The sequence below is a fragment of the Paenibacillus agaridevorans genome, assembly GCF_018604145.1.
GTDB classification, from domain to species: domain Bacteria; phylum Bacillota; class Bacilli; order Paenibacillales; family Paenibacillaceae; genus Pristimantibacillus; species Pristimantibacillus agaridevorans.
The window spans coordinates 8,680,967-8,707,935 of the sequence record NZ_CP075889.1; the positions used below are offsets into that span (position 1 = coordinate 8,680,967).

The window sequence follows — 26,969 nt, forward strand, 5'->3', positions numbered from 1 at the left end:
CCGGGGAGGATTAGCATGATTAATAATGACTTTATTGCTTATCTTAAGCCGACGCCCAATCAGTTCAATCATTATGAATGGCGGGATGTTGCAGGCCGGATAACAGATATCCATGCAGAATCGCATCGCATTCATATTAGAGCTTCGTTGTCGCCAGGGCTTTACAGTTGTCGATTGGAAACGATTGATGGCGGATTTGATATGAATTCTGCAAAAATACCGATGGTTCGGGTTCCGGATGGTGAACTGGAGCTTGTCGGCCCCTGGGATTTCGATCATATTACAGGCGTCATGGCTATGCCTATGGCCAGAACTTACGTGAATAACCGATTGGTAGGCGGCATGTGGTTTGATTTGCCTGGTCCTGATGGAATTGAAAAAAACAGACTGCATGCCGAGTTTGGCTTTGAAGCGGAATCCGAAGAAACTGAACTGATTCTCGAATTCGTGGAGAAAGATCGCGACAGAATCGATTGGCAACGTATTAAATACATTGAAATCAGAAAAGATGACCGGGTAATGTGCGAGTTACGGCCTGTAGAAAAAGGTCGGCCAAGTATTTATTTAAATGCAGACGATGTTGATCGCTTGCGCGAGAAATACAACGGCAGTCCGGAGCTGGATGCGCTTAAGGATCGAATTCTGAATCAAACATGGGAAGACGTTTCTTTTGACCTTGTCTGTTTTGCCTATCTTATGACGAAAGATAACGGCATCGGGCATATTATACGAGAGAAAGTGATGTCGCTATGTCATATGCAAACATGGTCAGGGAAGGCCGATCCCCTGGTTATGGGCGGAGAAAATGATCGTGGAATTGCTCAGAAGATGTATATGGTTGCGCTGGCGTGGAATTGGTGCAAACATTTATTTGATTCTGAAAAGCAATTGGTTATTAAAGAAAAAGTAGGACATTATCTGAAAAAATTGCATGATTTTACGATTTTGCAACGAGCCTATATGGGGTGTCCTACTCCTGATCCCCATTCGCTTGGCACATGGAATGGAACCGCGATTGCTTGTATGGCATTTTACGAGGATTTGGAAGAAGCGCGTAAAGCACTGCCTTTCTTTCATGGTTTATTTAGTGAAAGTCTTCGATTATTTCCGCAAGACGGCAAAAACGCATGGGCAACATTGTTTCCTTATCATCTGGTTCGCTATTTGGCGGCAGCACATACATTTGGCGGACAACGGCCAGAGCTTTCGAACAGTTCCTTTTTGGACCATCTTGGAAAAGCGTTGCTCGCATGCTTCAATGTCCCGAACAGTCAGGAAATGCAACGTGGATTACGCACTCGCGAGCATCGTTTCCTAACGGCATATTTATGCCGGTTTCACCGGACAGAGGGGATTGACTCTATCTACCAGACGTTTGTAGAGCAAGAACGGAAAACCGCAGGTGATGTTGACTTAGGATTGTTCGATTTTTTATTCGCTCCCGATCAAATAGAAGAACCAATACCGTTTCCTAAAAAGCCGTTTTTTGCAAAAGATATCGGTATGGTTACATTCGCATCAAACGGGAATCCAACCATTTCCGGATCCGTTAATGCCGGACTAAGAGCGGGTCAATCTGTAAGTTTTCATATTCAACCCCATAATCGCGAGTTCAAGCCTTCCTTGGGTGAAATTTTGTTAAGCGTAGACGGCAGTCCCGTCTTGATCGATATTAGTACGTACGGTCAGGATAGTTCGTTGTTGAATACAATGTGCTTTGATGAGGGAGGATGCTATACCCAGGGACAATATTTAAACGGAAAGATTGGACCGGAAAAAAGCTCCTATATACGACGTTGTTTAATAGGTGAACGTTTCTTTTATGTCCACGCTGTTATTACGGATGAATTGCATCCTAAACATAAAGTGGACAATGCAGAGCGGATCATCATCGGGGATCTTGAGAGCGGGACGATCGTTTTTTCGGATTCCTTCGCAGGCGCCGGGCCGCTTCAATTCGCAACCCATTTGCATTGCTCTGGATCGGTGAGTGATCTGGGGGATGGTGTATTTCGTTTGACGGGCGGACAAGCCAATCTTATCGCAGGCATTAAAGACGGCGATAAAGGTTTGAGCGACGATGAAAAAGGTGAAATATTCGTCAGCGTGTTGGATGGCATGGATGGACGTTTGGTTCGGATCGAAGAACCGATATGGCATCCGCCTTACATTTACGGTTTAAATGGGAAGGCCGAGGAGCAAGACATTAAATTCGGCCGTTATCCGCACTATAAGCGTTGGCGTCTCGAATATAAATCCAAGGTTGAGCAAGGTGCGTTTTTAGTTGCTTTATCTAGTAAGCCGGGCGAAATCGCGGTGCAAGAAAATGGCGTATTAATGAGAGATGGATCTCGTTTCTATTTTGGCAAAAATCAGCCGATTGAAGTATTTAACTGTGTCATGGAGGCTGAATTGGTTATTACCGACGCGCCGCAGCGACGAATGACTGTAATCGGCGCACGCAGTTTCCGAATCGGGGCGCGAGTGATGACTTTTAATTATCCTATCGATATGGAATTAGAGTTGGACGGGGACGATTTACAAGGATCTGTATATGCTTCTTCAAGATATAGCGTAGCGACGATTGAAGGGTTTCGAGTAGATGAATGGATTCATAATCCGTTGAATCCTCGAAGCAATAATCATTTTCAAGCTGCGTTTCAAAGCGTCTGAAATAATGGCTGCTATTTCCAATAAACAAGAATGCTTCAAAAGTGCTTAATGAAATGCGAGGGATACGAAGTTGAAAAATTTTAGAGCCGGCCTTATTGGCTGCGGCCAAAATGGCAAAATTCATGCTGAATGCATTCAGCAATTAGATGGAATCGATATGGTAGCTTATTGTGATATAAAAGAAGATAATGCTCTCGCTCTATTCAATCAGTTTGGCGGCGAATATGCGACAACAGATGCGGAAAAACTCTTTTGCGATGAAACAATAGATGCTATTTATATATCTACGACTCATGATACGCATGCTGACTATTGTATTCGAGCATTAGAAGCAGGCAAGCATGTTATGATAGAAAAGCCTCTGGCCATGAATGTTAAGGATTGCTTGCGTATTGATGAAGCGGTTATACGTACTGGTAAAAAAGTGATGACTGCTTTTAAGATGAGGTATTATGATATGTTGATAAAAGCAAAGGAATTGATTCCAAATCCGTTGCTTGTCAGTATGCAAATGATGGACGATCCTTGGCCCGAGGATATTTGGCCTAATGATCCTAATAGGGGTGGGGGAAATGTATTCTCCCAAGGCTGCCATTCTGTTGATATCATGCGATTTATGTGTAATAAAGATCCCATAGACGTTTATGCCGCTGGGGGTAACTACTATCAAACAACCAATGTTATAGATAATATGGTAGCCATTTTCCGGTTCGATGACAACGTCTTAGGCAATTTGATTCAGGGGGATAGCAACTGTCCTCCATTTACAAGTAAATTTTTTATGCAACTATTTGCCGAAAATAAATCCTTAACCCTTTCCGATCGATTAACTACTCTTATATACAATGAAACGGGTAGAGAGCCGCTTGTGATTCATGGTCAGGAAACGGGCATTGTAGAAGAGAATAAAGCGTTTCTCCAAAGCATGAGAGAAGATACGGAACCGCCAATTAACCATAGGGATGGTTTATATGCCAATTTGATGATTTTGCAAGCAATAGAATCGCTAAAGAGCGGGAAACCCGAACCCATTCGTTCACTGGTGGAAAATAATAAGGTTGAAGTAGGCTGATTCAAAATAGGGAAAGGGGGCGAGATGGATTGAGCAATTTTGTGAAAATAAGCGCACTTGGAAATCGCGATTATATTGTAGACGAACACCTGACGCCGCAAGCAATCGTGGAAAAGATGGGCGAGCATTTGCAAGAAAAACTGTCGCAGGTTCTGCCCGAAAAGCCGGATTTGATTCTATTTCCCGAATATTGCGATATTCCGGCTAATTTCATAAACTCACCAGCCAAAACCCTTGAATACTGTCAGATTCGCGGCGATCAAATTTTAGATTTAATGTCCGGTATTGCGCGTAATCACCTATGCTATATTGCATATTCAACTTTTAGAATACAGCATGATCTTACGTTGTTAAACTCCATTGTCATCTTGGATCGAACGGGAAAAGTGATCGGAGAATACAACAAAAACTTTCTGACCTTAGGGGAGATTGAGGATTATGGAGCCGTGTGCGGCAAAGAAGCCCCAATCATCGAGTGTGATTTTGGGCGCATAGCTTGTGCCGTTTGCTTCGATCTGAATTTTGACCAACTACGATTAAAATATGTGGAGCAAAAACCGGATGTTATCCTGTTTTCTTCAAATTTTCATGGCGCTCTTATGCAAAACTACTGGGCATATTCTTGCCGTTCACATTTTGTCGGAGCGATTGGGGGCGGACAGCCGAGCGCTATTATTTCTCCTGTCGGATCGATATTGGAGAGCAGTACCAATTATTTTGATTATGTTACCACTACCGTAAACCTGGACTGCGCAGTCGTTCATCTTGATTTTAACCAAAAGAAGCTGGCAGCGATTAAAGCTAAATACGGGACGAAAATAAAAATGACCGATCCCGGATATTTAGGCTCCGTATTGATTTCCTGCGAGACGGAAGAATACAAAATAAGAGATATTATAGAAGAATTCGATGTTGAATTGCTTGATGATTATTTAACAAGATTATCTTCTTATCATTGAGGCTGCCTATAAAATGGATGCTAAAGGAGTGGATTTTATGGATATCAGCATTGCTTCTTACAGTTTTCACCGCTTATTGGGTAAGGGAGAACAAGATATCTTTCAATATATTCAGGATTGCAAGACGCTGGGATGCACTCGATTGGAGCCTTGGAACGCCCATTTTACGACCATTCATGAAAGAGATAATGTTCTTAAAACGGAGCCCTTTTCGAGCGAAGCCTCTCGTTTGACGGAAGCCGAAGAAGAGTATCTGACTCTTGTTAAACAAACTGCGGATCAAGCGGGCCTGCCGTTTGGATGTATTGCCGTTGATGGTGCCTATATTTACGACGATAGCGAGGAGCAGCGCAAGAAAAACCGTGCAAAGGCTTATCGATGGCTGTCCATTGCCGAAAAATTGGCCGCAACGCATATTCGTATCGATGCAGGCGGCAGAGAAACATGGGAGGGCGATGTGTTTCCCCTCATTGTGGAAGGGTACAGCGATATTATCGATCGCGCACGTGAATTGGGAATTGAGGTTCTGGTCGAAAATCATTGGGGGCTATCGACTGAACCGGAAAATTTGATTAGATTGCTGGAGGCAGTGCCGGATTTAGGCTTGCTTCTTGATTCTTTTAATTGGGCATATGGCAAACAGGCACAAGGTTGGTTGCAATGCGCCAAATATGCTAAGGCAACACATATAAAAACATTTGCATTCGCTGAATCTGGCGAGGAATTAACTCAAAATATTGCGACATTCTGTAAGCTGCTCATTGAAAATGGCTTTAAGGGATGCTGGGGTGTGGAAAGCGTGCCGATCGATGGAGATGAAATGACAGCGGCGCGTCAAACGATAGCGTTAATAAAGGAGTCCGTGCAATGAAGACGATTAGAATTGGCGTTATCGGAATTGGAATCATCGGAAAACAGCATATCGAAAGATATTCGAAAATTGCGGGTGCTGAAGTTGTAGCGATTGCGGATGTTAACGAATCCGAATTGGAACGTGTAGGGGAACAATATGGTATACCCAATCGTTATGTTGATTTTAGGAAGCTTTTGGAACGCGATGATATCGATGCTGTAGATGTTTGCTTGCATAACAATTTTCATATGCCAGTAACCGTTGCTGCCATGCAAGCGGGTAAACATGTATATAGTGAAAAGCCTATTGCCGGATCATACGCTGACGGTAAAATGATGCTGGATGCTGCGCAGCAGTACGATCGAAAGCTGCATATTCAATTGATGACGTTATATTATAAGGAAACGAAAGCAGCGAAAACATTAATTGATGATGGCAGGCTAGGTAGACTGTATCATGCCCGTTCAACAGGATTCCGTCGTCGCGGCCGCCCTTATGTGGACGGTTATGCCACTCCTGGTTTCGTTAAAAAGGAAATTTCGGCTGGCGGAGCACTGATCGATATGGGCATTTATCATATTTCTCAATTGTTATTTTTACTGGATAACCCTCAGGTTGAACGCATAAGCGGGAAAATATACCAAGAAGTTGGTATGGATAGACAGAGACAAGAGCAAAGCGGTTTTGATGTAGAGGAATTGGGCCTCGGTTTCGTCAAGCTGTCAGATGGCGTGACGTTGGATATTATTGAATCATGGGCGATGCATCTTAACTCGATTGAGGGCAGCACCATTGTCGGTTCACAGGGTGGAATCCGCTTGAGTCCGTTTAGTTTTCATACGACTATAAGTGATATGGAAATGGACGCCACAGTTAACCTTGACGCTGTGGATAATCGTTGGCATCGCCTGCGTGAAAACGAAGATGCGATGGATTCTTCCGAACATCATTGGATCGCTGCGTTGCAAGGCAGAGTTCCGTTGCTGCCAACTGCCGACATTGCCTTGCAAACGATGCTAATCAGTGAAGGCATATATATGTCTGATCGTTTGGGCCGGGAAGTAAGCGCTGAAGAAGTGTTCTCAGAATCTCAATCGACGGCCGTAAAGCTTGATTGAAAATAATTCCGGTTTATTACTCTCCGCTGATCCTCATTCGCAGGGCCCAGGGAGTCACATTGACCTATTTTTTAAAGCTCAGGTGTAGTAGGCACCTGGGCTTTTTATATACTCTATTCGAGGCATATTAAGTTGCAATCTATGCAATATAAAATGAGAATTTACTTGCGATTGAGAGTATGATATGTTTTGAATGCACGACCGGAGAGCCCTCGCGCTGGGATGAAATTCCCCACACCTACAATACGGTCAAAAAGAACATTATTCTCGGGTTCGGGACGGGCTCTGAAATGTTGATATTAAGATGCGATGCCGGGGAGGAATTGCCGGAATTCTATCATTCGCTTGCTTGCCAAACTCATGAATCTCGGTCACCACATTCCGAAGGATTTCGCGATTCAAGTTTTGAAAGACGCCGCGGCGGGTTTGTTCTCCGGAAGGATGATGACGCTCGACGAACGAACGAATCGCATCGTTCACAAGCTGAATAAACACGTTCGCGAAAATTTGGACGGCGACTTGTCGCTCGATCGGTTATCCGAGTTCGTCCACCTCTCGTCCACCTCAATTCACATCCTACCTGTCGAGAACGGCGGGTTATTTTACGCGTTTCTTCAAGAAATTCACCGGTCTTACGCCTCAGGAATACCGCAACGGACACGCGAAATAAACGGGCCATGAACCAGCCGACAAATGACAAATGAAAGAGAAGCTTTGTAGAAGAAGTGAAATATACGAAGTTCCCCAGAAAACCTATGTTAATCAGGGGAGGAACAGCGTTGATTCACTCATCGAAAATCAAGTTGTCTTACGGGTTGCTGGCCATGGCCATCGTCTTATCTGCATGTTCGAAACAATAACGCCAAGCCGGAGAACGGACAATCTCCGTCGCCGACTTCGTCGCCTTCGGCGACAAGCTCCGCCTCCGCTTCGCCCGAGGCGAGCGAGGAAACGGAAGCAGACCAGCAGTTTGGCAAATACGATCCGCCGATCGAAGTGTCGACGGTTCGCGCGGTCGGCAGCGACTTGCGGTTTCCGGAGGGGCAGTCTTGGGAGGATAACGTTTGGACGCGCAAGCTCATGGACTCCTTGGGCGTCAAGCTAAACCACCAGTGGGTTGTCAACACGGATCAGAGCACGGAGAAGCTTAACATTTCCATCGTTTCCGGCAACCTTCCGGATTTCTTTTCCGTCAACGCGACGCAGCTCAGCTAACTGGTGGAAGCCGGACGCGGGCAAGCTGGGCATGGCCTATGGCCCGATGTTCTTCTCCCTGACGCTGCTGGATAGCCGCAAAAACGATCCGAACGCCGATTGGCAGGCATATCCGATCGTCTCCATCGACGATAAACCGGCCTACTCCCAGACGCTGGCAAACGCGATCAGCAATTACTACGTGATCAATAAAAATGCCAAAAATTCGGAAGCGATGTTCAAGATCATCAACGTCTCCATTGGAAGAGGAAAGTGTCGGCAGATTGAGGGAGCTTCGCGCAGAAGAGCAACTGTAGGTGTTAAAAACGCCGATGAACCGAAAAGTAACTCTGACTAGCATCCATAGACAATAATAACGTCTATGGCTCCAAAAAGTAGACGAACGAGCATCTGTAGGCGTTAAAAACGTACTGGCGATTTCAGATGTCATGATTTCATTTAACCCAGCGGAGATTGCTGCATCGGGTGCGCTGCTTCGGTTCAATACATTGCTTGCAGAAGCAGCGCAAGCGATATGGAATTTGTTTAATATGCGTGCGCGGGAAGTAACTATAATCAAGCAATAACAAACGCTGTCAACCAAGGGAGCATCAAGCTCCTTATGGAGGGCAGCGTTTTTTTGTTCGAAAATAAACGTTTAGAAAAGTTTTATTTATTTCCCTGCTTTTATTTAAATAGTTTTCTCTAACCTGAGTTTGTGAACGACAAGGAGGAAGCTATCTATGAAAAAGAAGAGTTTATTAATAATTGTCATCCTTTTTGTGTGTGGTTATATCGCGATTCAACAGATCACACAAGGTATGTTGAAGAAGTCAGAATACCAATACGATCAGGCACAAGAAAAAACTCAGGATGAGGAGTACCGAACCATACGAACCATAACAATCGCAAAAGATCAGGTCTATAAGGGCAATCTGGTACTTGTGAACAAAGAGCACCCCGTTCAGCAAGAAACGATCGAATCCGATATCGTCCAGCTCTCTCAGCATGTAGATCTGGTACAGGGATACCGATTGCTGGATGACACTATTCGGGTGTCGGAGAGTGTGGGACGGGTATTTATGGAGATGGTTCAAGCTGCGCAAAAAGATAACGTAAACCATTTTATCATCAACAGCGGATATCGAAGCATGGAAGAACAGGAGCAGCTCCATAGTGAAATGGGTTCGGAGGTTGCCATGCCCGCGGGCCACAGCGAACACAACTTCGGCCTGGCTCTCGATATCGGGTCTACCGAAATGAAAATGGAGCTTGCACCCGAGGGGAAATGGCTGGAGAAAAATGCTTGGAGGCACGGATTTATTTTGCGTTATCCAAGGGACAAGACAGAAATTACGGGCACCATATACGAACCTTGGCATTATCGTTTCGTAGGGCTGCCGCATAGTGCGATTATCAAGATGCACAACTTTTCACTGGAAGAATATTTGGCTTACCTGAGAGAGCAAAAACAGATCGCTGTTCCTATAGATGGCGAAACCTATGAAATCCACTATTATCCGATTTCCGCAGAGACAACAATTGATGTGCCAATCCATAAAAACTATCAGATTTCAGGTGACAATATGGGGGGAGTTATTGTGACTATTTCCCCTGATAAGTAGTACGGGTTAATCATGATTCATCTCTATCAGGTTCGTACAGGTTCGACTGGAAACGCGACGAGGATCGAGTGTTGTGTCAACTGGATACGGATATCAACAAGTTCTCGAGGTTTGCCGAATCCATTAACTCTGCCCAACAAAATAAAGTATTAGACCGAAAAACAATTCAATCTTTCGAGTCTAATACTTTATTTTTTATTCACAATCACCGAGAATACCCTGCCTCTAAGCCACCTTACTCACGAAGTGAGAGCGAAGGCGGGGGATGAATCGGGAATTTTGTAGATGGATTTATGCGAACGTATGTGCTATAATTGGTAAGTGTTAACAAGTGTCTTTCTTGTAGATAGGTGGTGAAACAAGCGATGCTTCATCATAAGGCATTCAAATTTCGTATCTATCCGACGCAAGAGCAGAGCGTGCTCATGCGCAAAACATTGGGTTGCAGCCGCTTCGTGTTTAACCATTTCCTAGAGGAATGGAATCAAACCTATTATACTACAGGTAAAGGATTGTCTTACAACACCTGCGCGGTACGGCTTCCTGCTATGAAGCGTGAATGGCCTTGGCTGAAAGAAGTGGATAGCATTGCCTTGCAATCAGCCGTTCGCAACTTGGCTGACGGGTTTCAGCGTTTTTTCAAGAAGCAGAATGATCTTCCGCGTTTCAAGAGCCGCAAGCATCCGGTGCAAAGTTATACGACGCGATATACGGCCGGTAACCTTGCAGTAGAAGACGATCATGTGAAGCTTCCCAAATTGGGATGGGTGCGCTATGCCAAGTCGAGAGAGATCGAAGGTCGGATACAGTCCGCTACCATACGACTTGCCGCAAGCGGCAAATGGTTTGTCTCCCTCGTGTGCGAGGCGGATATCCAGCACCTGCCTGTAACAGGCCATACGCTGGGCATTGATGTCGGTATTAAACAACTTGCCGTGCCCTCAGAAGGTATGGCCATGGATAATCCGAGATATACGCTGCAGTATGAACGCTTACTAGCGAAATGGCAACGGATCATGGCGAGAAGAACGGATGGCGGGAGCAACTGGCATAGAGCGAAACGAAAAGTGGCCCAAATCCACGAAAAAATTCGAAATAGTCGTATAGATATGATGCACAAGCAGACCACGAAATGGATACGTGAAAACCAAACGATCTGTATCGAAGACTTGCGCATCACCAATATGATGAAGAATAGCCATCTCGCGAAACATATTGCAGATGCCTCATGGGGTGAAATGAGTCGTCAACTGTATTACAAGGCGAAGTGGTATGGCCGAACAATCAAAGAGGTGCCCGTATTTGCCCCATCGAGCCAAACTTGCCATGTATGCGGAAACAAGCATGCAGAGGTGAAAAATTTGAGCATTCGCATGTGGACTTGCCCGGTCTGTTTCACGGTACATGACCGAGACAGGAATGCGGCGCAGAATATAAAGGCAATGGCGTTGTAACGAAAGAAACGGGAACTGCGGGAACCGCAGGGATCGCTTGGTGTACGATTTTTCGCAAGAAAATATCGATGCGATTTTGCTCCATAAGGAGCAACAACCCAAGAATCCCCCACCTCTTTAAGGTGGCGGGAGTGTTCAAGATTTACTAGTTACTTTTCGAACTATAGGAACTACTTCAGAAGCTAGTTGTTCCATGCTTTTCATCACTTTATCAAATGGTAAACCTCCGATATCAAGCTGAGCAATAAAGCGTTTATGACCAAACATCTCGTATTGGCTTAAGATCTTCTCAACAATTTGCTGCGGGCTGCCAACAAACAAAGCCGTATCAGGACTTGTCATATGTTCAAAATCTTCAACAGAAATATTCCTACTACTCATCCCGCGCTGGCTATTCACATAAGACCAATAATTGGAATAATAAGGATAGAATTCTTTTTTTGCCTGTTGCGTAGTCTTGGCAATATAGGTGTGCCCAGTCACACTAACGTTTAGGTTTTCTGGAGAATAACCTGCTTCAGCACCAGCCTTGCGATAAATGTCAACTAATGGAATAAATCGTTTTGGATCGCCGCCTAAAATAGCAAGTGCCATGCCAACTCCCATTTTTCCAGCGCGTATTGCACTTTCAGGTGTGCCGCCAACGCCCACCCAGACAGGCAATTCGCTTTGAACAGGACGAGGTGCAATCTCAGCATTTTGCAAAGAAGAGCGGAAGCGACCGTTCCAAGTGAGAGTCTCATTAGCGTTTAATTGGAGCAGTAAATCTAGATGTTCTGAGAATAGATCATCATAGTCGTTAATGTCGTAGCCGAATAAAGAAAATGATTCTATGAAAGCCCCTCTACCAGCAATGATCTCAGCTCTTCCATCCGAAAGTAAATCCAAAGTAGAAAAATCCTCGAACAGCCGAACTGGGTCAACTGTACTTAAAACTGTAGTTGCACTCGTTAGTTTAATTCGCTTGGTTTGCTGGGCGATGGCTGCTAAAATAACCGCCGGTGACGATACCGCATAGTCCAATCTATGATGTTCACCAACTCCAAACACATCAAGTTCCGCCTCATCAGCGAATTTAGCTGCTTCAATAATTTCCTTTATGCGCTGCCTGGAACTAATTATCTGCCCTGTATGAGGATCTTTACCTAGATCAGCAAGCGTATATATACCAATTTCGATTCCCGACTTTTCAGATTTCATAATAGTTTGCATCGTATTTCATTCCCCTTTTAAAGCTGTTATAGCACTACTGCAGCCAATGGCCTTGATTATACGTGAAGTTGAATCTGATTACCTGAAGGGTCCTCAGTGACATAATAACCGTTTTCCTCCTGAACAGGAGCACCGATATTTTTTAGCTGAGCTATAATTTGATTTCTCGCTTCCTCACTCGGCAGCACAAGTAAATATGATTTAAGCCCTACACTATTAGGAGCTGGTTGTGGAGCACCAATGCCCGCCCAAGTATTTAATCCGATGTGATGATGGTATTTCCCTGTCGAGATGAAAAGTGCTTGCGCTCCGTACCGGTTAACAACCTCAAAGCCGAGTCCTTGCGTATAAAAATGTTCCGCTTCAGCGAGCTGGGATATGTGTAGATGGATATGCCCCATAATTGTACCAGATGGAAGGCCATTCCACTTGCTCCCCTGCTCTCGAGTAAGAAGATCATTGAAATTTAATGGATCAGTCGCCATTGCTACATTGCCACCACTCCAGCTCCAAACAGACGGATTACGGTCGATATAAATTTCAATTTCATTACCATCCGGATCCGCCAAATACAATGCTTCACTCACAAGATGATCTGCAGATCCAATACGTATATTCAGTTCCATGAAGTGTCTTACAATGCTTGCTAAATCGGAGCGATCTGGCAGTAGCAATGCGAAATGATACATACCTGTCGTATTTTTTTGCTTAGGTTTAACATGGTCGGGCTGCTCTATTGTAAGCAGAATTGTTTTCCCATCTGCGGTTAATTCCGCTTTCGTTTCAGTTTGGCTCAAAATTTTAAATCCAATGACCTCTTGATAAAAAGAAAGTGATCGCTTCAAGTTCGACACCTTTAGATTCACTTGGCTTACAAATGTGCTCGGCTCACGATGATAATTCATATAAAGTTCTCCTCGTTCCTTAATTAATGATTGCCCCGAAACTATCTAATGAGCTCATCATGCAAATTTCATCTTAAAGAAACCCAAATTATTATCCCCAATGAAATACTTATTATTCTGAACAGGCTGCCAATACATCAACAGCCTGGCTAACTCAATTAACGAATATTGATTGCTTCAGTTTAATAGAAACACTCTTTCCCTGTGTTATGCATTTCGTCTTCTAAATAAAGCCTGATCTACTGAGAGGGGCGAACGGTCAGCGACAAGGAAATAAACGGATACGATGATAAGAATCAAGTCCAACTCATAACCTGCCATTTGATTATTGCCAAGCAAACCGGCGGAGAGCTTTGCCGCAAAGATTGCTCCTATAAGCATGATTGCAAATAAAGCTGAAACATAACGGGTAAAGAGTCCTACAATAAGCATTATCCCACCAACAATTTCGAGAACAGTTACAAAATACGCTGCTCCTCCAGGAATACCCAAGGAACCAAACCAAGCTTCGACATTCGCCAAGCCCATGTTCAATTTACTAATGCCGTGGGCTAAAAATAGTATCCCTAACACCACACGCATTATAGTCGATACTACTGTTACTTTATTCATGATTGATCAATCTCCCTTTTGCGTTATATTAACTATAGAAATATAATTTTTGTATAACTAATATAATTCAATGTTAGGTAGCGTGTCAACAAAAATATTGTTACTATTAATTTATATTTAGTATTACAAATATTTTATCGAGGTGATTGTTATATGAATATCGGCTCTACAATACGGTCCATCCGCAAACGAAAAAACATTACCATAACTCAAATCTGCGAAGAAACTGGCTTATCACAAGGCTTTATGAGCCAAGTCGAAAATAACAAAACATCACCTTCCATCGCCACATTGGAGAGTATTGCTAACGCCTTGAAAGTACCTTTGGCTTATTTGCTACTGCGACAAGAAGAACGAATGAATATCGTCCGTAAAGCAGAACGACGGATCACACAAAGCGGAATTGAGAATTTAAAAGTGGAGCACTTAAGTTCAACAAAGAACTTACAGATGAGGCTTGTTGAGTTACCTCCCGGCGCTTTGACAGGAGATGCCCCACATGCGCATGAGGGAGAAGAAGTTCATTTTGTTGTGAAAGGAAGAATCTATGCAGAACAAGGAGAAGATTCGGCTGAATTTGGGGAAGGAGATTCTTTCAGCTGGAATGCTTGCACACCTCATTTAGTTAGAAACATCGGTGAAGAAACAGCGATTGTTCTTATTTCCATCTACAGTGAGAGCGAGCAAGGTAAAGATTTTATATAAATTTAAATAGTAAAAAACGTAGTAAATAACGTCAATCTACTACGGAAAAATGCCGATAAGGATTTTTAAAATCCTCATCGGCATTTTATGTCTAGAGCCCGTCCAATTGCTACAAATGGCACGTTCGCGTGCTAGAATGTGATATTTCCATCTTACTACTAGTGCCCGGACAATATATAATCAAAATGAAGTGTTTGAGGCGTAAAGAACATTTTATTATAGCAAGTAGGTAATGATCCGCAATGGTTTCCGCTAACAGTTCAGGATCGTTAAATAGGAGCGGTTAGAAAACGATTGGAAGGTGATACATATGAATAAAAAAATTGCCGAATTTATGATTTGGGCTAATGACAACGGTTGGGATATAACGAAAAAATCTGGGCTTCAATTAAATTTAGATAGCAGCATTATATCTAGATATCATGAAATCCCAAATGAATATTTAGATTTTTTAAGTGTGGTTAAAAAATGTATTACACCAGACGAAATGACTTGGTTTATTTGTGAGGACGAGTTCAATAATAGCTCGGATACTGAATTTAAATGGAACGAATTTGAATTGCTCAGTTTAGAAGCAGCAATGGATGATGATCGTTTGAAATCGGAAATAACGGCGTGGTGGGATAACTACTTGCCAATCGTTATGTCGGTTAATGGAGGATATTCCTTCTACGCGATTGATTTAGCAAATGAAAAAGGTGCTGTAGTACGCGGATATGAGCCCGAATTCGAAGAAGTTGACAAGGTAGCAAATACTCTTGAGGAGTTTTTTGAATTAATTATGGCAAATTCAATAGAGTTCTAATCATATATAATTGTGTTAGACCGCTACCTGTGTTGGGTGAGCGGTCTATTTTAATTTCGTGATAAGGCTGTCGACATAGAGAGGATAAGAAAAGGGGCTGTTCAAAGTCTCCAAAATAAAAAGTTGGCGGAAAAACGCTTCCGTTCAACTTTTGAGAACCTGCTTTTTCGGGAAAGCGGCAAGGTGGATGCCTGCCGCTTAACATTTAAACAAAACGGGCATCCAGCATTCCGTTTTCACTGATTTATTGGATAACCATTTGGCCAGGTGCAGGCCTATTTGGTGTATTGTGTATGATTTTTCATACACGTTTGGCTAGGTGCAGGCCAGTTTGGTGAATTGTGTATGATTTTTCATACACGTTTGGCCAGGTGCAGACCTATTTGTTGAATTTTGTATACAACCCTACCCATATAATCGGGCCATAAAGACAACGGGACTACCTTAAAAGTTCACTTCTCGGACAGTCCCCTTTTTTTGTGGAATTCAATAGCGGGCGGTCAGCATCCTTTTGCGGGTATAAGCAGAAAGGTTGCGGAATGTGAAATAAAGAAATAAACTTGACAATAAAACGAAACTTAAATAAAATAAAAACGAAATAATAAAGAAACATAAGCAGCTAGAAAGCGAGGTGGAGCTATTGAATTCTGTAAAAATGTCTCTATCCCAATTGCTAGGAAATCAATATATGAATGCCGTGATCTCCGCTGCAATCTCTCTGATGGACCTTGACAAGGAGGAGGCCGAACGACTCGCGTCGGAGGAAATCGAGTTTTTGCCTGACTCATACGTTAGCAAAATGGATGGTTTGTTGGGAAACATAGGAAAGCCGTTTGTTTCAGGGCTAAAGAAAGCGCTCTCCGGGGCTCCGACGGATGCTTTCAGAAACGCAAGCAATACGAAAGCTAGCCCGATCGGAGGATTAGGTTACGTTCGACTGGGCGAGGACGGCAGATTGTACTTGGCGGCCAAGAGCGAGCACTACCATACGCCGCTCGGTCATAATTTCCCTGGTTACAAGCTGATCGATCTCGCAAGGGCTCTCGGCATAACAAATGCGTCCCATAACAATACACGGGGATACATAACGCGTTTGCTCGAGAGAGAGCTCGTCAGGACGATCAACGGCTTAAGACCGGAAGAGACGGATGGACTGGAGGCTATACTGGCATCTCGCGAGTCGCATGTGTTAAATCGCGTCATCAACTTGGAAACCGGGTCGTTGGCCTGCGAAGCCGGCATCAAAATGATGCTCGCGAGGTTTTATCGACTAGACTCGACATTTCCCCAGCCGAAGTACGAGGGGCGGACGCCGGTGTTTTTCGTTATGGCGGACCATGACGGCGGCGCGAAAGCGAACTATCATGGAACGACGATTTTTGCCCAATTGATGCGCGATATGTGGCCCGGCCTGTACGAGAAGCTGGAAGAAGCGGGAGTTTTGAAGGTTTGTCCGGTAAGAATCAACGATTGGGATGATTTCCGGGAGAAATTCGAGCGCTACAATAAGCCGCCTTATAAGGTTGCCGGATTTTTGCACGAAATTATATTGATGAATTACGGGGGGATCAAGCTTGAGCGGGATTACTTGCACAAGGCGTATGCATTGTGCCACGACAACGACATTCCGATCTTGTGCGACGAAATTCAATCCTGCATGTGGTATCCGACTATCTATTTGTTCCGCGAGTATGGATTGAATCCCGACTTAGTCGTGATCGGGAAAGGCTTCCCGGGCGGTCAGTATCCGGCTTCCCGGATCATTACGACAGCCGAGATGGACACCCTGAACCAGTTCGGCGCATTAGTTACGAACGGTCAGGAAGAGCTTGCAGCATTGGCTTATTTGATTACGATGAAGTTCACGGAAGAAAATGAATCCTTTATTCGCGAAATGGGCGAATACTATGAAGATAAGCTTCGGGAATTAGCGTCCCGTTATCCGTCTCTTATTGAAAGAACGGAAGGATTGGGGCATCTTTCAACTTTATTATTCTATGAAGCGCAGACGGTATCGCGATTTACGGGTATGCTTAATCATGCGTGCATCGACATCAGCGCCCAAACGTACAAAGCCAGCTGTCCTCCGGCCGCGCTTACGAAACCGCCGATCATTGCCACCAAAGAAATGATAGATTACGTGGTGAAGATCATGGACGACGCGCTGCAAACGATTGGGGCGAAGGAACTTGGCTGATCGTTGTATCGCAAGTTGATTAACATGGAGGGGTATTCATGAACGAACCCGTTATGAAGGATATCGACATCGAAGAGAGAAGAAAGCGAATTTTGGAATTGCTTCAACGCGAGGGTAAGGTAAAGGTGACGGATTTAAGCAAGCTGTTCGGCACCTCGGAAGTGACGATCCGCGGCGATCTGGACGGACTTGAAGAGCAGGGGCTGCTGCAGCGCGTTCATGGCGGTGCGATCAGCAATTATAAAAACTATTACAATATGACGTTTCATGACCGAACGGAAACGAACGGAGAAGAAAAAAGAAGGATCGCGGTCGAAGCGGCTTCCATGATTTCGGACGGAGATACAGTAATTATTGGTTCGGGAACTACTCCTCTCTATGTCATGAGGGAATTAAAAAATCATAAAAATCTGATTGTGATTACCAACTCGCTGCCTGTAGCGCATGAAGCCGGCTTCAATCGCAACATAGATGTAGTTGTATTACTTGGGGGCACCATCAATTTGCAGTACGGGTTTATTGCCGGCGATGACGCCATTAACCAGTTGAACAGATATAAAGCGGATAAGCTTATTCTTTCATCGGATGGCGTAAGCTCCGAATTCGGCGTGACGACCTATCATCACCTTGAATCGGAGCTGAATCGGAGAATGATCGCGCTCGTGGACAAAAGAATTCTCGTAGCCGACTATACGAAAATCGGCCGCGCCAATTTCGCGCGAATAGAAGACATCGAAAAAATCGATTGTCTCATCTCCAATCCAAACGCGAACAAAGACGATATCGAAGCGATCAGGGAAAAGGGCGTTGAAGTAAGACTAGTCTAGCTGTCCGCAAAAATGTTGCAATCGGGCCGAGCCTCCTAACGAGAAAGGGAAATCGCGATGTCAGGCGAAACGAATCAAGAGCATACCTATTTGATCGGACTCGACATTGGAACATCTGCCGTCAAAGGCGTGTTGATGTCGGCCAAAGGTTCAATAACATCCCGTGAAAAAAGCGAGACGGCCTATCAGAGGATCGATGGCGGGGGGGTTCAATTCGACGTCCGCCAGTTGTACCGATTGACCGTTGACGTCATCCGTAGACTGGCGGGCGCTTTGCCGCGAGGAGGTTCCATCGTCGGGCTCAGCATCGCTTCGGCCAGCGGGAACACCGTGCTTGCGGACGAACAGGGCGAGCCTATGATTCCGGCATTCAGTTGGCTGGATCAGCGCGTTCGCGATGAAATGAAGACGGTGTTCGGAAAGCTCGATCCGGATGAGGTGCACGAAACGACAGGCTGGCCGTTGCTGGAATCGTTTCCGCTAGCCCATCTCGCCTGGCTGAAATGCCATGCGCCTAAGCTTTTGGACGCATCGTCCATCATCTGCATGAGCACGGATTATCTCCATTTCAAATTGACGGGGAACTGGAGTATCGATCGCTCGACCGCCACCACTTTTTATTTGCAAGATCAGAAATCGGCGCAATGGCATTCGCCCTATTTGCAAAAATTAGGCATACCGGAGAGCAAGCTGCCGCCGATCCGTTCCACGGGCGATGTGATCGGCCGCATCACCTCGGAAGCCGCGGCCGATACGGGATTAGTACAAGGAACGCCGGTCGTGCTCGGCGCTTTCGACCATCCTTGCGCGGCAAGAGGGGCCGGCATTCTCGACGAGGGACAACTGCTCATTTCCTGCGGCACTTCCTGGGTTGGCTTTATGCCGATAAAGGACAGGTACCGATCCGTCTCGCTGCGGATGTTGACGGATCCTTTTCTTCAACCGGCGGGACCGTGGGGCGCGATGTTTTCTCTTCCGGCGATTGCCACTTCGGTAGACGCCTATATCCGAAAGCATATTTCCGACGGTCCCGATCGTTACCGTGAATTCGATCGGCTGGCTGCATCCGCCGGTCCCGGGGCTGGCGGACTCGTCATCGACCCGAGTGCGGAGGAGATCTCCGACGATCTTGCGCAGGCTGAGAAAGCGCATATTGCTAGAGCGATTATGGAAGGCACCGCGTTTCTCTTGAAGGCGAAAATCGACAGGCTCGAAATGGCCGGTACTCGCTTTTCCGACGTGACTTTGGTAGGTGGGCCGTCCGAAACGTTTCCATGGCCGCAAATCGTCGCCGACGTGCTCGGCAAGGACATCCGCACCGTCAATGGTTCCTGCGCGGGCGCCGTTGGAGCCGCCATGGTGGCAGGAATAGGCGTGGGGCTGTATGAGGACGAGCGGGATGCTCTTAAGCAATTGGTTTTTCCCGAGCTGATCCGGAAGCCGGACCCGAGTGCGGCCACGATCTACGAGACACGATACAGGCAATTTTTGAACAAGTATACGACCTTGGGGAGTGATGCGAAATGAACGAGTTGTTTGAAGTCAAGGATGTCGACAAAAAGTTCTACGAGCAAAAGCTGAAAGATTTTTTGCCGGACAAGATGATCGATATTCATACGCATGTATGGTTGGACAGCATCCGCAAACCATCCTCCTCTTCGCCCGTGAGAGCGGTAACATGGCCGTCCCTCGTCGCGAAGGACAATTCGATCGAGGACTTGTTCGAGACTTACCGGCTGATGTTTCCCGGCAAAGAGGTGACGCCGCTCCTCTTCTCCCAAGTCAGCATGAACTACGACATCGCCGCAGGGAACGAATATGTCAGGAGTTGCGCGGAACGACATCGCTTGCCGTCGTTGATGGTCGCGAAACCGGAGCAGAGCGCTTCCGAATTCGAAGAAGGAATCAAACGCGGCGGTTTTCTAGGATGCAAGGTGTATTTGAATTTCGCCGCCCCCTATATCCCGGAGAAGGAAATCCGGATCTACGATTTTCTGCCGAAGCATCAGTTGGAAGTGCTGGATCGGCATGGCTGGATGGCCATGCTGCATATCCCGCGGGACGGCCGGTTGAAGGACCCCGTGAATTTGGCGCAAATGCTGGAGATCGAACGCAACTATCCGTCGTTGAAGCTCATCATTGCGCATGTGGGAAGAGCATACTGTCCGGAGGATGTGGGCGATGCCTTCGATATTTTGGCAGAAACGCGAAACATGGTATTCGACTTCAGCGCGAATACGAACGCCGAAGTGTTCCGGCAGCTGATTCGTGCGGTCGGACCGAAGCGAATCGTGTTCGGAAGCGATTTCCCGATCCTGCGCATGCGAACGAGACGGATATGCGAAAACGGCAATTACGTGAATTTGATTCCGAGAGGGATGTACGGGGATGTGTCGGGGGATTCGCACATGCGTGAGGTCGAAGGCTCCGAGGCGGATTCCCTGACGTTCTTCATGTACGAGGAGATCGAAGCTTTCCGCGTTGCCGCGACAGCCGAAGGTTTAAGCAAATCCGACATTGAGGATATCTTCTATCGCAATGCTCGATCCCTCATCGATCGCTCAGAGAAGGAGCTGCGCAAATGGGAAAGCTGAAAATCGGACTGCTGCCGTTATACGTCAAGCTCTATGACGACATCTGGCCGGAAGCAAGAGAACGGGTTGATGCATTTTACCTTACGATTGCCGGAGAACTGGAGAAAAGGGGATTGGAAGTCGAACAAGCGAAGGCGTGCAGGATCAGCCCGGAATTCGAGGAGGCGGTTCAAGCCTTCGAGCAAGCAGAAGTGGACGCTATCGTTACCTTGCATTTGGCCTATTCGCCTTCACTTGAATCCGCCGACGTTTTGGCAGCTACAAAGCTTCCATTGATTGTACTGGATACGACGCCAACCTACGATTTCGGTCCTTCGCAGCATCCGGACGAAATTCTATATAACCATGGAATTCATGGCGTACAGGATATGTGCAATCTGCTCGTCCGCAATGGAAAGAACTTTCGGATCGAAGCCGGCCATTGGTCGGAATCCGATGTTCTGGATCGGGTCGCGGACAACGCAAAAGCAGCTAAAATCGCGAAAAAGCTAAGGAACGCCAAAGTGGGCTCGATCGGCAAATCGTTTGACGGCATGGGGGACTTCCGGGTGCCGTCGGACGAATTGCGCAGGGCGATTGGAATCGACGCGATTTTCGTGGATCCACTTGATTCCGATAAAGTTTTCGGCCCGGTATCGGAGGAACGAGTAGACCGGGAGATGGAATTGAACGCGATGCGTTTTCACGCTGGAAAGTTCGACCGGGAAACCCATCGGCAATCGACCAAGGCGGATCTTGCGGTCAGAGACTGGATAGAGCGTAACGGGTTGACGGCTTTCACCGCCAACTTCCTGGAAGTGACCCGGGCGTCGGCGCTGCCATGCATGCCGTTTCTAGAAGCGAGCAAAGCGATGGAACGAGGCATCGGGTATGCGGGAGAAGGAGACTTGCTGACGGCCGCGCTGGTCGGGGCGCTGTTGTCCGTCTATCCGGACACTTCATTCGCTGAAATGTTCTGCCCGGATTGGAAAAACAACCTGATTTTCCTGAGCCATATGGGCGAAATGAATTTACGCGTCGCTGCGGGAAAGCCCGATCTTATGGAAAAAAGCTTTCCGTTTACGGATGCCGGCAATCCCGTCGTCGCTTACGGCAAATTTCGCGGCGGACAAGCGGTCTACGTCAATCTGTCCCCCGGACGAAACAAATCCTATTCGTTGCTCCTGTCGCCGGTGGAGATGGTGGAGGGAGATGGCGAGGACAGAATGAGGGATACCATTCGCGGATGGTTCCAACCCGTCATTCCGGTCGCTGAATTCCTGTCCGCGTATAGCGAGCTTGGGGGTACGCATCACGGCATCGTCGTGTATGGCGACGCGATCCGGGTATTGGAACGTTTTGGAGCGATTATGGGTTGGAATACCGTCACTATAAAGGAGAGCTAATGACATGATTAAATGCGTGAGATTGGCAGTTGTAGGCGGGAGAAGGGGAGCGCATTTTAAAGAAGCGCTGAACGCGTTGACGGATAAAGTGCAGCTGGTCGCCGTATGCGACAAGAACGAAGTCGTATTAAATAAGTGGAAGGCCGAGTATCCGGGCGTGCGAGCTTATGACGATTACGAGAAACTCTTGGAAGACGCGTCGGTGGATGCCGTATTTCTTGCCACTCCGCTGTTTTACCATGCACGGCAGGCGATAGCTGCGCTGCGTGCCGGCAAGCATGTCATTAGCGAAGTTATCGCTTCCACGTCCATCGAGGACAGCTGGGAGCTGATCGAAACGGTGCGGCAAACTGGCCTCACGTACATGATGGCCGAAAACTACTGCTACATGCGGCCGAACATGATGGTCGGCCATATGGCGGAACACGGGGTGTTCGGGGAAATTACGTCCGCGGAATGCGGCTACATCCACGACGTCCGCGAGCTGCTTCATTTGTCCGACGGCAGCTTGACTTGGCGAGGGGATCTGTTTCGGGACTACAACGGCTGTACGTATCCGACGCACTCAATCGGACCGATCGCGAAGTGGCTCGGAATCGGCCGCGAGGGCGGGGATGAGCTGGAGAGCCTAACCACTTTCGTGTCCAAAAGCCGTTCGACCGCCAAGTATTTCCACGAACATTTCGGCGATAGTCATCCCGGCTCCAACCCGCAATATTGGGGGCTGGGCGATTCGACCGTCACGATGCTGCGCACGAAGAAAGGCGTACTAATCACCTTGAAATACGACGTTCAATCCGCGCGGCCGCACAACATGACGCATTATTCGCTGCAAGGAACTACCGGCGCCTATTTATCGGGAAGACATGAGCGGGAAGAGCCGTTGATTTGGTTGGAAGGCGCATCCGAGGCCGCACATCCGGAGTGGGAATCGCTGTGGCGGCATGAAGAGCAGTGGGAGCATCCCTTGTGGAGGCGTTGGAGGGAAGAGGCGGAGAAAACCGGTCATGGCGGCGGCGATTTTCTGGTGCTGGAGGAATTCGCCACGGCGATTCTGGAAGAGAGAAAACCCGCTATTGACGTGTACGATGCGGTTGTTTGGAGCTCGATATTCCCGCTGTCGGTAGAGTCCGTCGCTGCGGGCGGCAAGACCGTTCCTTTCGTCGACTTCAAGAAACTAAATTAATATTATAAGCCTTTCATGAGTTCAATGCGAAACTTGTGGAAGGCTTATTTCTATTAATATGTCCATATAGTCCAATAGGTTGTCTTAATTGACCTATTGATGGGTGTGAGATGTGCTTATAATGAAAATGAAAAGATGCAAAATCGTTCATCCATATTGTCAAACGGGAGGTCGATTAATAGTGATAAAAGAATAAGGTCATTATGATAGCGCTGCCAACGTACAGGCGTTTTGCGAAATAGGCGATAAAGAATTGCGATAGATGGAGGAAATCACTTTGATTGAGAAAGGTTCAGTCTTCACGGCCTCGGAGCATAATGTACGGGAAGGATTTCCTTTCGCAATCTCGCATTGGATTCACGATGCCGATAAAGAAATTCTTTGGCATAGCCATGAATTCATCGAGATCGTCTTCATTGTAGACGGTTCTACCACACATGTGTTCCAGGCACCGAACTCGAGTAAATTCGAAAGTAAGGTGAGCAAGGGGGACATTTTTATAATAAATCCCGGAGAACTGCACACCTACAAGATTTTAAAAGACGAGCGAATCGAAGTCATTAATATGCTGTTCTATTCTAATATTGTGGATTGGACTCTCATCAGAGACGCCGAAGAAATGGACTTGATGGATTTCTTCTATGTTCAGCCGTTTTTGCCTCCCGAAGCCAGATTCGGAAACGTTCTTAAATTGAACAAGGAAGAAGCGGTGTTTGCCCGTCAAATGGTCGAAAATCTGGCTTATGAGTATAAAAACAAAAAAAACAATTACAAACTGCTGATCAAACTGATCATGACCCAATTAATCGTCGTTTTGAGCCGTATGTTTGCGGAGCAAATGACTGTGTATAGCTCACTAGGATTAGTGAAAACGCTTAAAATAGAAAATATTCACCGAGTATTGGGCTATCTGGAACGTCATTACTCCGAAGATATTTCATTGGAACAGTTGGCGAAAATCTCTATAAGTAGTGAAAGGCAAATGACCAGGATATTTAAGAGCATAACAGGTGAGACGATATTCGGTTATTTGCACAAGCTCAGGATAGAAAAGGCGAAGAGTCTGCTGCTCGTTACGGATAATAAGATATCGGATATTTGTACAGCGGTAGGGTTCAACGATATCAGCTTCTTTAACAAGGTTTTTAAGAAAATCGTAGGCGTCAGCCCCAAAGATTATCGAACTTCTAAAGCGCAAACAGGGAGCATTAAAAATGAATTTATCAGCACATTGGATATGGGTAGATGACGATCTCGATTACAAAAAGAAGGCGTGTCACTTTAAACGGGATTTCGTGGCGGACGTTCTTCCCGAAAACTATCAAGTGTTCGTTTCCGCGGATAGTCTTTATCAATTATTCGTTAACGGACAATTCGTTTCTAGAGGTCCTTGTAAAGGGGACGATTACAGGCAATATTTCGATCGCGTCGATTTAGCCCCGTACATGCGGGTAGGGACGAACGTTATCGTTGCATCGGTCATCCGCTTCCCGAATGAAAGCTTGAGCAATCTTTCGTTCAAGACCGGTACGATCTCCGTCGTATCTTCGTCCCGCGGCGGCTTTCTGCTCGCGGAAGAACGGAACCTCGATCTGAACTTGGGTCTGTCGACGGACGATAAGTGGAAGGCCATGCCTAACAATGCTATTTCGTTTAGGGAAGCTGAACATGCTAAATATGTCGGTGACATGGAAGACGTAGACGGGAACGAATTTCCTTATCGCTGGGAGTTAAATGCCGCTGATATCGGTATCTGGAAGAACGCCAAAACGATTTGCACCGCGGATTCCTCTCTCAAAGGCGGCTTGCTTAACCAATGGCAGCTTACGGAGAGAGACATCCCATTCCTGTACGAGAAGGATATCGGCTTCGCCCGCGTGATGAAATCCAGCAATGAACGAATCCCATGGATGGATTTAATCGAGGGCAAAGAGGTAAATATTCCAGCAGGCGGGCATGAATGGGCAGAGTTGGACGTCGGGGAATTGACTACGGCTCGTTTGAAATTGCTGATGACCGGTTCCCAAAATTCCAAAATCAAAATGACGTACGCGGAGAGCTATGTAGCAGAATTCGACAACAGCGGAAATCTGTATAAAGGGATTCGAGACGACGCGAAGGGATGGCTGCAAGGAGAATTCGACCGCTATTTGTTAAGGGAGGGGACACAATTTTACGAGCCTTTTTCATACAGGACTTTTCGATTCCTGCGGCTCGATATCGAAGCGACGGATCAGTCTTTAACGATCAAACGGTTGCAGCTTACAGAAACGGGTTATCCACTCGAGATTAAAGGAAGTTGGAAGTCCGGGCATTCCAAGTGGCAAAAGTTATGGGACATCAGCGTTCGAACGCTGCAGCGATGTATGCACGACACCTATATCGATAGTCCCTACTACGAACGCATGCAATATTCGATGGATACGATGCTGCAGATGTTGTTTACTTACCGGCTGTCTACGGATGACAGGCTTGCGAGGAAAGCGATACTCGACTTTCATAGCTCCGTCATGCCTAACGGGATGATGGCATGCAACTGGCCGGCTAAGTTCAAGCAGGTCATTCCGGGATTCTCGATCTATTGGATCATCATGCTTCGTGATCATTACGAATATTTTGGAGATTTAGAGCTTGTAAGCAAATATTTACCGACCGTCGAGCGAGTTCTAAATTATTTTATTGCGAAAATAGACAGCCGTACAGAATTGATTTCGGATATCGGATACTGGCAGTTCGTAGACTGGGTCGAAGAATGGACGGACTCATTCGGTTCGCCGCTTCAAGAAAATGAATCCATCAATGTGATCTATAACCTGATGGTCGTATACGGACTGAGGACCGCAGCCCAATTGAATCGGTACGCAAATCGCGAGGATGTCGCCGCGGAGTTTGAGACGAGAGCCGTTCTTCTCTCGAGAGCTATAAATTCCTCGGCATGGTCTCCCGTTGAGGGTATGTACAAAGACACACCGAATCGGGAGGATTTCAGCCAGCATGCACAGGTATGGGCGGTTCTTGGCGACGTGTTGGTTGGGGACGCAGCCAAATCGGCGATGTTGAAGAGTCTAAATGAAAAAAAGGTAGCCAAATGTTCGTATTCCATGTCGTTTTTCTTGTTCAGGGCTTTAGAGAAAGTTGGATTATATAGCCATACGAATAGCCTTTGGGACAACTGGATTCAACTGTTGGACAAGAACGTCACGACATGGCCGGAAGACCCGGTGACGCAGAGAAGCGATTGCCATGCATGGGGGGCAATTCCGATCTACGAATTTTCAGCTTGCATTCTGGGGGTAAAGCCTCTACAGCCCGGCTATGAAGAAATTCTGATCGAACCGCATGCGGAGTATTTCCGACAAGCTGAAGGCACGGTGTCTACACGGTGGGGACCGGTGTACGTGAAATGGGAACGAGACGATCATCGATTCGGCCTTCGGGTTCGATTGCCGGAGCCTCGCAAGACGGTGGTGGTGATGCCCAATGGCGAGCGGCAGGTATTCGCGGGCAGAACAGAATTTTCTCTTGAACAAGGAACCAGGGTTGCATATGCGAACGGAGGAGGTGAAGGCATGGATTGAATATATCAAGATTTA

23 protein-coding genes are annotated in these 26,969 nt (G+C 46.4%); 19 read left to right on the forward strand and 4 right to left on the reverse strand.

The window, feature by feature from the left end; all coding sequences use genetic code 11:
• Positions 1-15 precede the first annotated feature (15 nt).
• From KJW29_RS34550 to KJW29_RS34570, 5 genes are all read left to right on the forward strand, one after another.
• Positions 16-2,673 carry a hypothetical protein gene (locus KJW29_RS34550; RefSeq protein WP_214628037.1) on the forward strand — a complete coding sequence of 886 codons (2,658 nt, stop codon included), beginning with the start codon at positions 16-18 and terminating at the stop codon, positions 2,671-2,673.
• 70 nt (positions 2,674-2,743) lie between these two features.
• Positions 2,744-3,745, forward strand: coding sequence for a Gfo/Idh/MocA family protein (locus KJW29_RS34555; RefSeq protein WP_214628038.1), 1,002 nt, complete (start codon positions 2,744-2,746; stop codon positions 3,743-3,745).
• 29 nt (positions 3,746-3,774) lie between these two features.
• Entirely contained in the window at positions 3,775-4,704 is a 930-nt protein-coding gene (locus KJW29_RS34560) for a carbon-nitrogen hydrolase family protein (protein WP_214628039.1), read from the forward strand.
• 37 nt (positions 4,705-4,741) lie between these two features.
• Entirely contained in the window at positions 4,742-5,575 is an 834-nt protein-coding gene (locus tag KJW29_RS34565; protein WP_214628040.1) for a sugar phosphate isomerase/epimerase family protein, read from the forward strand.
• Complete coding sequence (locus KJW29_RS34570; RefSeq protein WP_214628041.1) at positions 5,572-6,675, forward strand: Gfo/Idh/MocA family protein; 1,104 nt, start codon at positions 5,572-5,574, stop codon at positions 6,673-6,675. Before KJW29_RS34565 ends, KJW29_RS34570 begins: the two co-directional genes overlap by 4 nt.
• An 836-nt stretch (positions 6,676-7,511) precedes the next feature.
• On the opposite strand, the gene KJW29_RS34575 is transcribed toward KJW29_RS34570, so the two are convergent.
• Complete coding sequence (locus tag KJW29_RS34575) at positions 7,512-7,751, reverse strand: hypothetical protein (protein ID WP_214628042.1); 240 nt, start codon at positions 7,749-7,751, stop codon at positions 7,512-7,514.
• Between the two features lie 4 nt (positions 7,752-7,755).
• Here KJW29_RS34575 and KJW29_RS36590 point away from each other — a divergent pair, with 4 nt between their 5' ends.
• The 4 genes from KJW29_RS36590 (at position 7,756) to tnpB (ending at position 10,948) form a co-directional block, all read left to right on the forward strand.
• Positions 7,756-7,890, forward strand: coding sequence for a hypothetical protein (locus KJW29_RS36590; RefSeq protein WP_281426305.1), 135 nt, complete (start codon positions 7,756-7,758; stop codon positions 7,888-7,890).
• A gap of 31 nt (positions 7,891-7,921) precedes the next feature.
• Positions 7,922-8,227: a hypothetical protein gene (locus KJW29_RS34580; protein ID WP_214628043.1), complete on the forward strand. Its 306-nt coding sequence runs from the start codon at positions 7,922-7,924 to the stop codon at positions 8,225-8,227.
• 385 nt (positions 8,228-8,612) lie between these two features.
• Positions 8,613-9,494, forward strand: coding sequence for a M15 family metallopeptidase (locus tag KJW29_RS34585; RefSeq protein ID WP_214628044.1), 882 nt, complete (start codon positions 8,613-8,615; stop codon positions 9,492-9,494).
• Positions 9,495-9,859: 365 nt separating this feature from the next.
• On the forward strand, positions 9,860-10,948 hold the full coding sequence (tnpB, locus tag KJW29_RS34590; RefSeq protein ID WP_214628045.1) for an IS200/IS605 family element RNA-guided endonuclease TnpB: 1,089 nt from the start codon (positions 9,860-9,862) through the stop codon (positions 10,946-10,948).
• 135 nt (positions 10,949-11,083) lie between these two features.
• Here the strand turns inward: tnpB and KJW29_RS34595 are convergent, their stop codons facing one another.
• The 3 genes from KJW29_RS34595 to KJW29_RS34605 form a co-directional block, all read right to left on the reverse strand.
• Positions 11,084-12,160 carry an LLM class flavin-dependent oxidoreductase gene (locus KJW29_RS34595; protein ID WP_214628046.1) on the reverse strand — a complete coding sequence of 359 codons (1,077 nt, stop codon included), beginning with the start codon at positions 12,158-12,160 and terminating at the stop codon, positions 11,084-11,086.
• A gap of 56 nt (positions 12,161-12,216) precedes the next feature.
• Positions 12,217-13,065, reverse strand: coding sequence for a VOC family protein (locus KJW29_RS34600; protein WP_214628047.1), 849 nt, complete (start codon positions 13,063-13,065; stop codon positions 12,217-12,219).
• Positions 13,066-13,272: 207 nt separating this feature from the next.
• Positions 13,273-13,677, reverse strand: a complete 405-nt coding sequence (locus tag KJW29_RS34605; protein WP_214628048.1) for a DoxX family protein — start codon at positions 13,675-13,677, stop codon at positions 13,273-13,275.
• A gap of 153 nt (positions 13,678-13,830) precedes the next feature.
• Here KJW29_RS34605 and KJW29_RS34610 point away from each other — a divergent pair, with 153 nt between their 5' ends.
• The 10 genes from KJW29_RS34610 (at position 13,831) to KJW29_RS34655 (ending at position 26,954) form a co-directional block, all read left to right on the forward strand.
• A complete protein-coding gene (locus KJW29_RS34610; RefSeq protein ID WP_214628049.1) occupies positions 13,831-14,382 on the forward strand; it encodes a helix-turn-helix domain-containing protein in 552 nt (183 codons plus the stop codon).
• Between the two features lie 310 nt (positions 14,383-14,692).
• Positions 14,693-15,187 (forward strand): SMI1/KNR4 family protein, encoded by a 495-nt coding sequence (locus KJW29_RS34615; RefSeq protein WP_214628050.1) that lies wholly within the window; start codon positions 14,693-14,695, stop codon positions 15,185-15,187.
• Positions 15,188-15,875: 688 nt separating this feature from the next.
• Complete coding sequence (locus tag KJW29_RS34620; protein ID WP_246608501.1) at positions 15,876-17,384, forward strand: aminotransferase class III-fold pyridoxal phosphate-dependent enzyme; 1,509 nt, start codon at positions 15,876-15,878, stop codon at positions 17,382-17,384.
• A 38-nt stretch (positions 17,385-17,422) separates the two neighbouring features.
• Complete coding sequence (locus tag KJW29_RS34625; protein ID WP_214628052.1) at positions 17,423-18,211, forward strand: DeoR/GlpR family DNA-binding transcription regulator; 789 nt, start codon at positions 17,423-17,425, stop codon at positions 18,209-18,211.
• Positions 18,212-18,268: 57 nt separating this feature from the next.
• A complete protein-coding gene (locus tag KJW29_RS34630; protein ID WP_214628053.1) occupies positions 18,269-19,738 on the forward strand; it encodes a xylulokinase in 1,470 nt (489 codons plus the stop codon).
• On the forward strand, positions 19,735-20,805 hold the full coding sequence (locus KJW29_RS34635) for an amidohydrolase family protein (RefSeq protein WP_214628054.1): 1,071 nt from the start codon (positions 19,735-19,737) through the stop codon (positions 20,803-20,805). The genes KJW29_RS34630 and KJW29_RS34635 overlap by 4 nt, the downstream gene beginning before the upstream one ends.
• On the forward strand, positions 20,793-22,190 hold the full coding sequence (locus KJW29_RS34640) for an L-arabinose isomerase family protein (RefSeq protein ID WP_214628055.1): 1,398 nt from the start codon (positions 20,793-20,795) through the stop codon (positions 22,188-22,190). Before KJW29_RS34635 ends, KJW29_RS34640 begins: the two co-directional genes overlap by 13 nt.
• Positions 22,191-22,194: 4 nt before the next feature.
• On the forward strand, positions 22,195-23,376 hold the full coding sequence (locus KJW29_RS34645) for a Gfo/Idh/MocA family protein (RefSeq protein ID WP_214628056.1): 1,182 nt from the start codon (positions 22,195-22,197) through the stop codon (positions 23,374-23,376).
• A 277-nt stretch (positions 23,377-23,653) separates the two neighbouring features.
• Positions 23,654-24,625 carry an AraC family transcriptional regulator gene (locus KJW29_RS34650; protein WP_214628057.1) on the forward strand — a complete coding sequence of 324 codons (972 nt, stop codon included), beginning with the start codon at positions 23,654-23,656 and terminating at the stop codon, positions 24,623-24,625.
• Positions 24,591-26,954: an alpha-L-rhamnosidase-related protein gene (locus KJW29_RS34655; protein ID WP_214628058.1), complete on the forward strand. Its 2,364-nt coding sequence runs from the start codon at positions 24,591-24,593 to the stop codon at positions 26,952-26,954. The genes KJW29_RS34650 and KJW29_RS34655 overlap by 35 nt, the downstream gene beginning before the upstream one ends.
• Positions 26,955-26,969 lie beyond the last annotated feature (15 nt).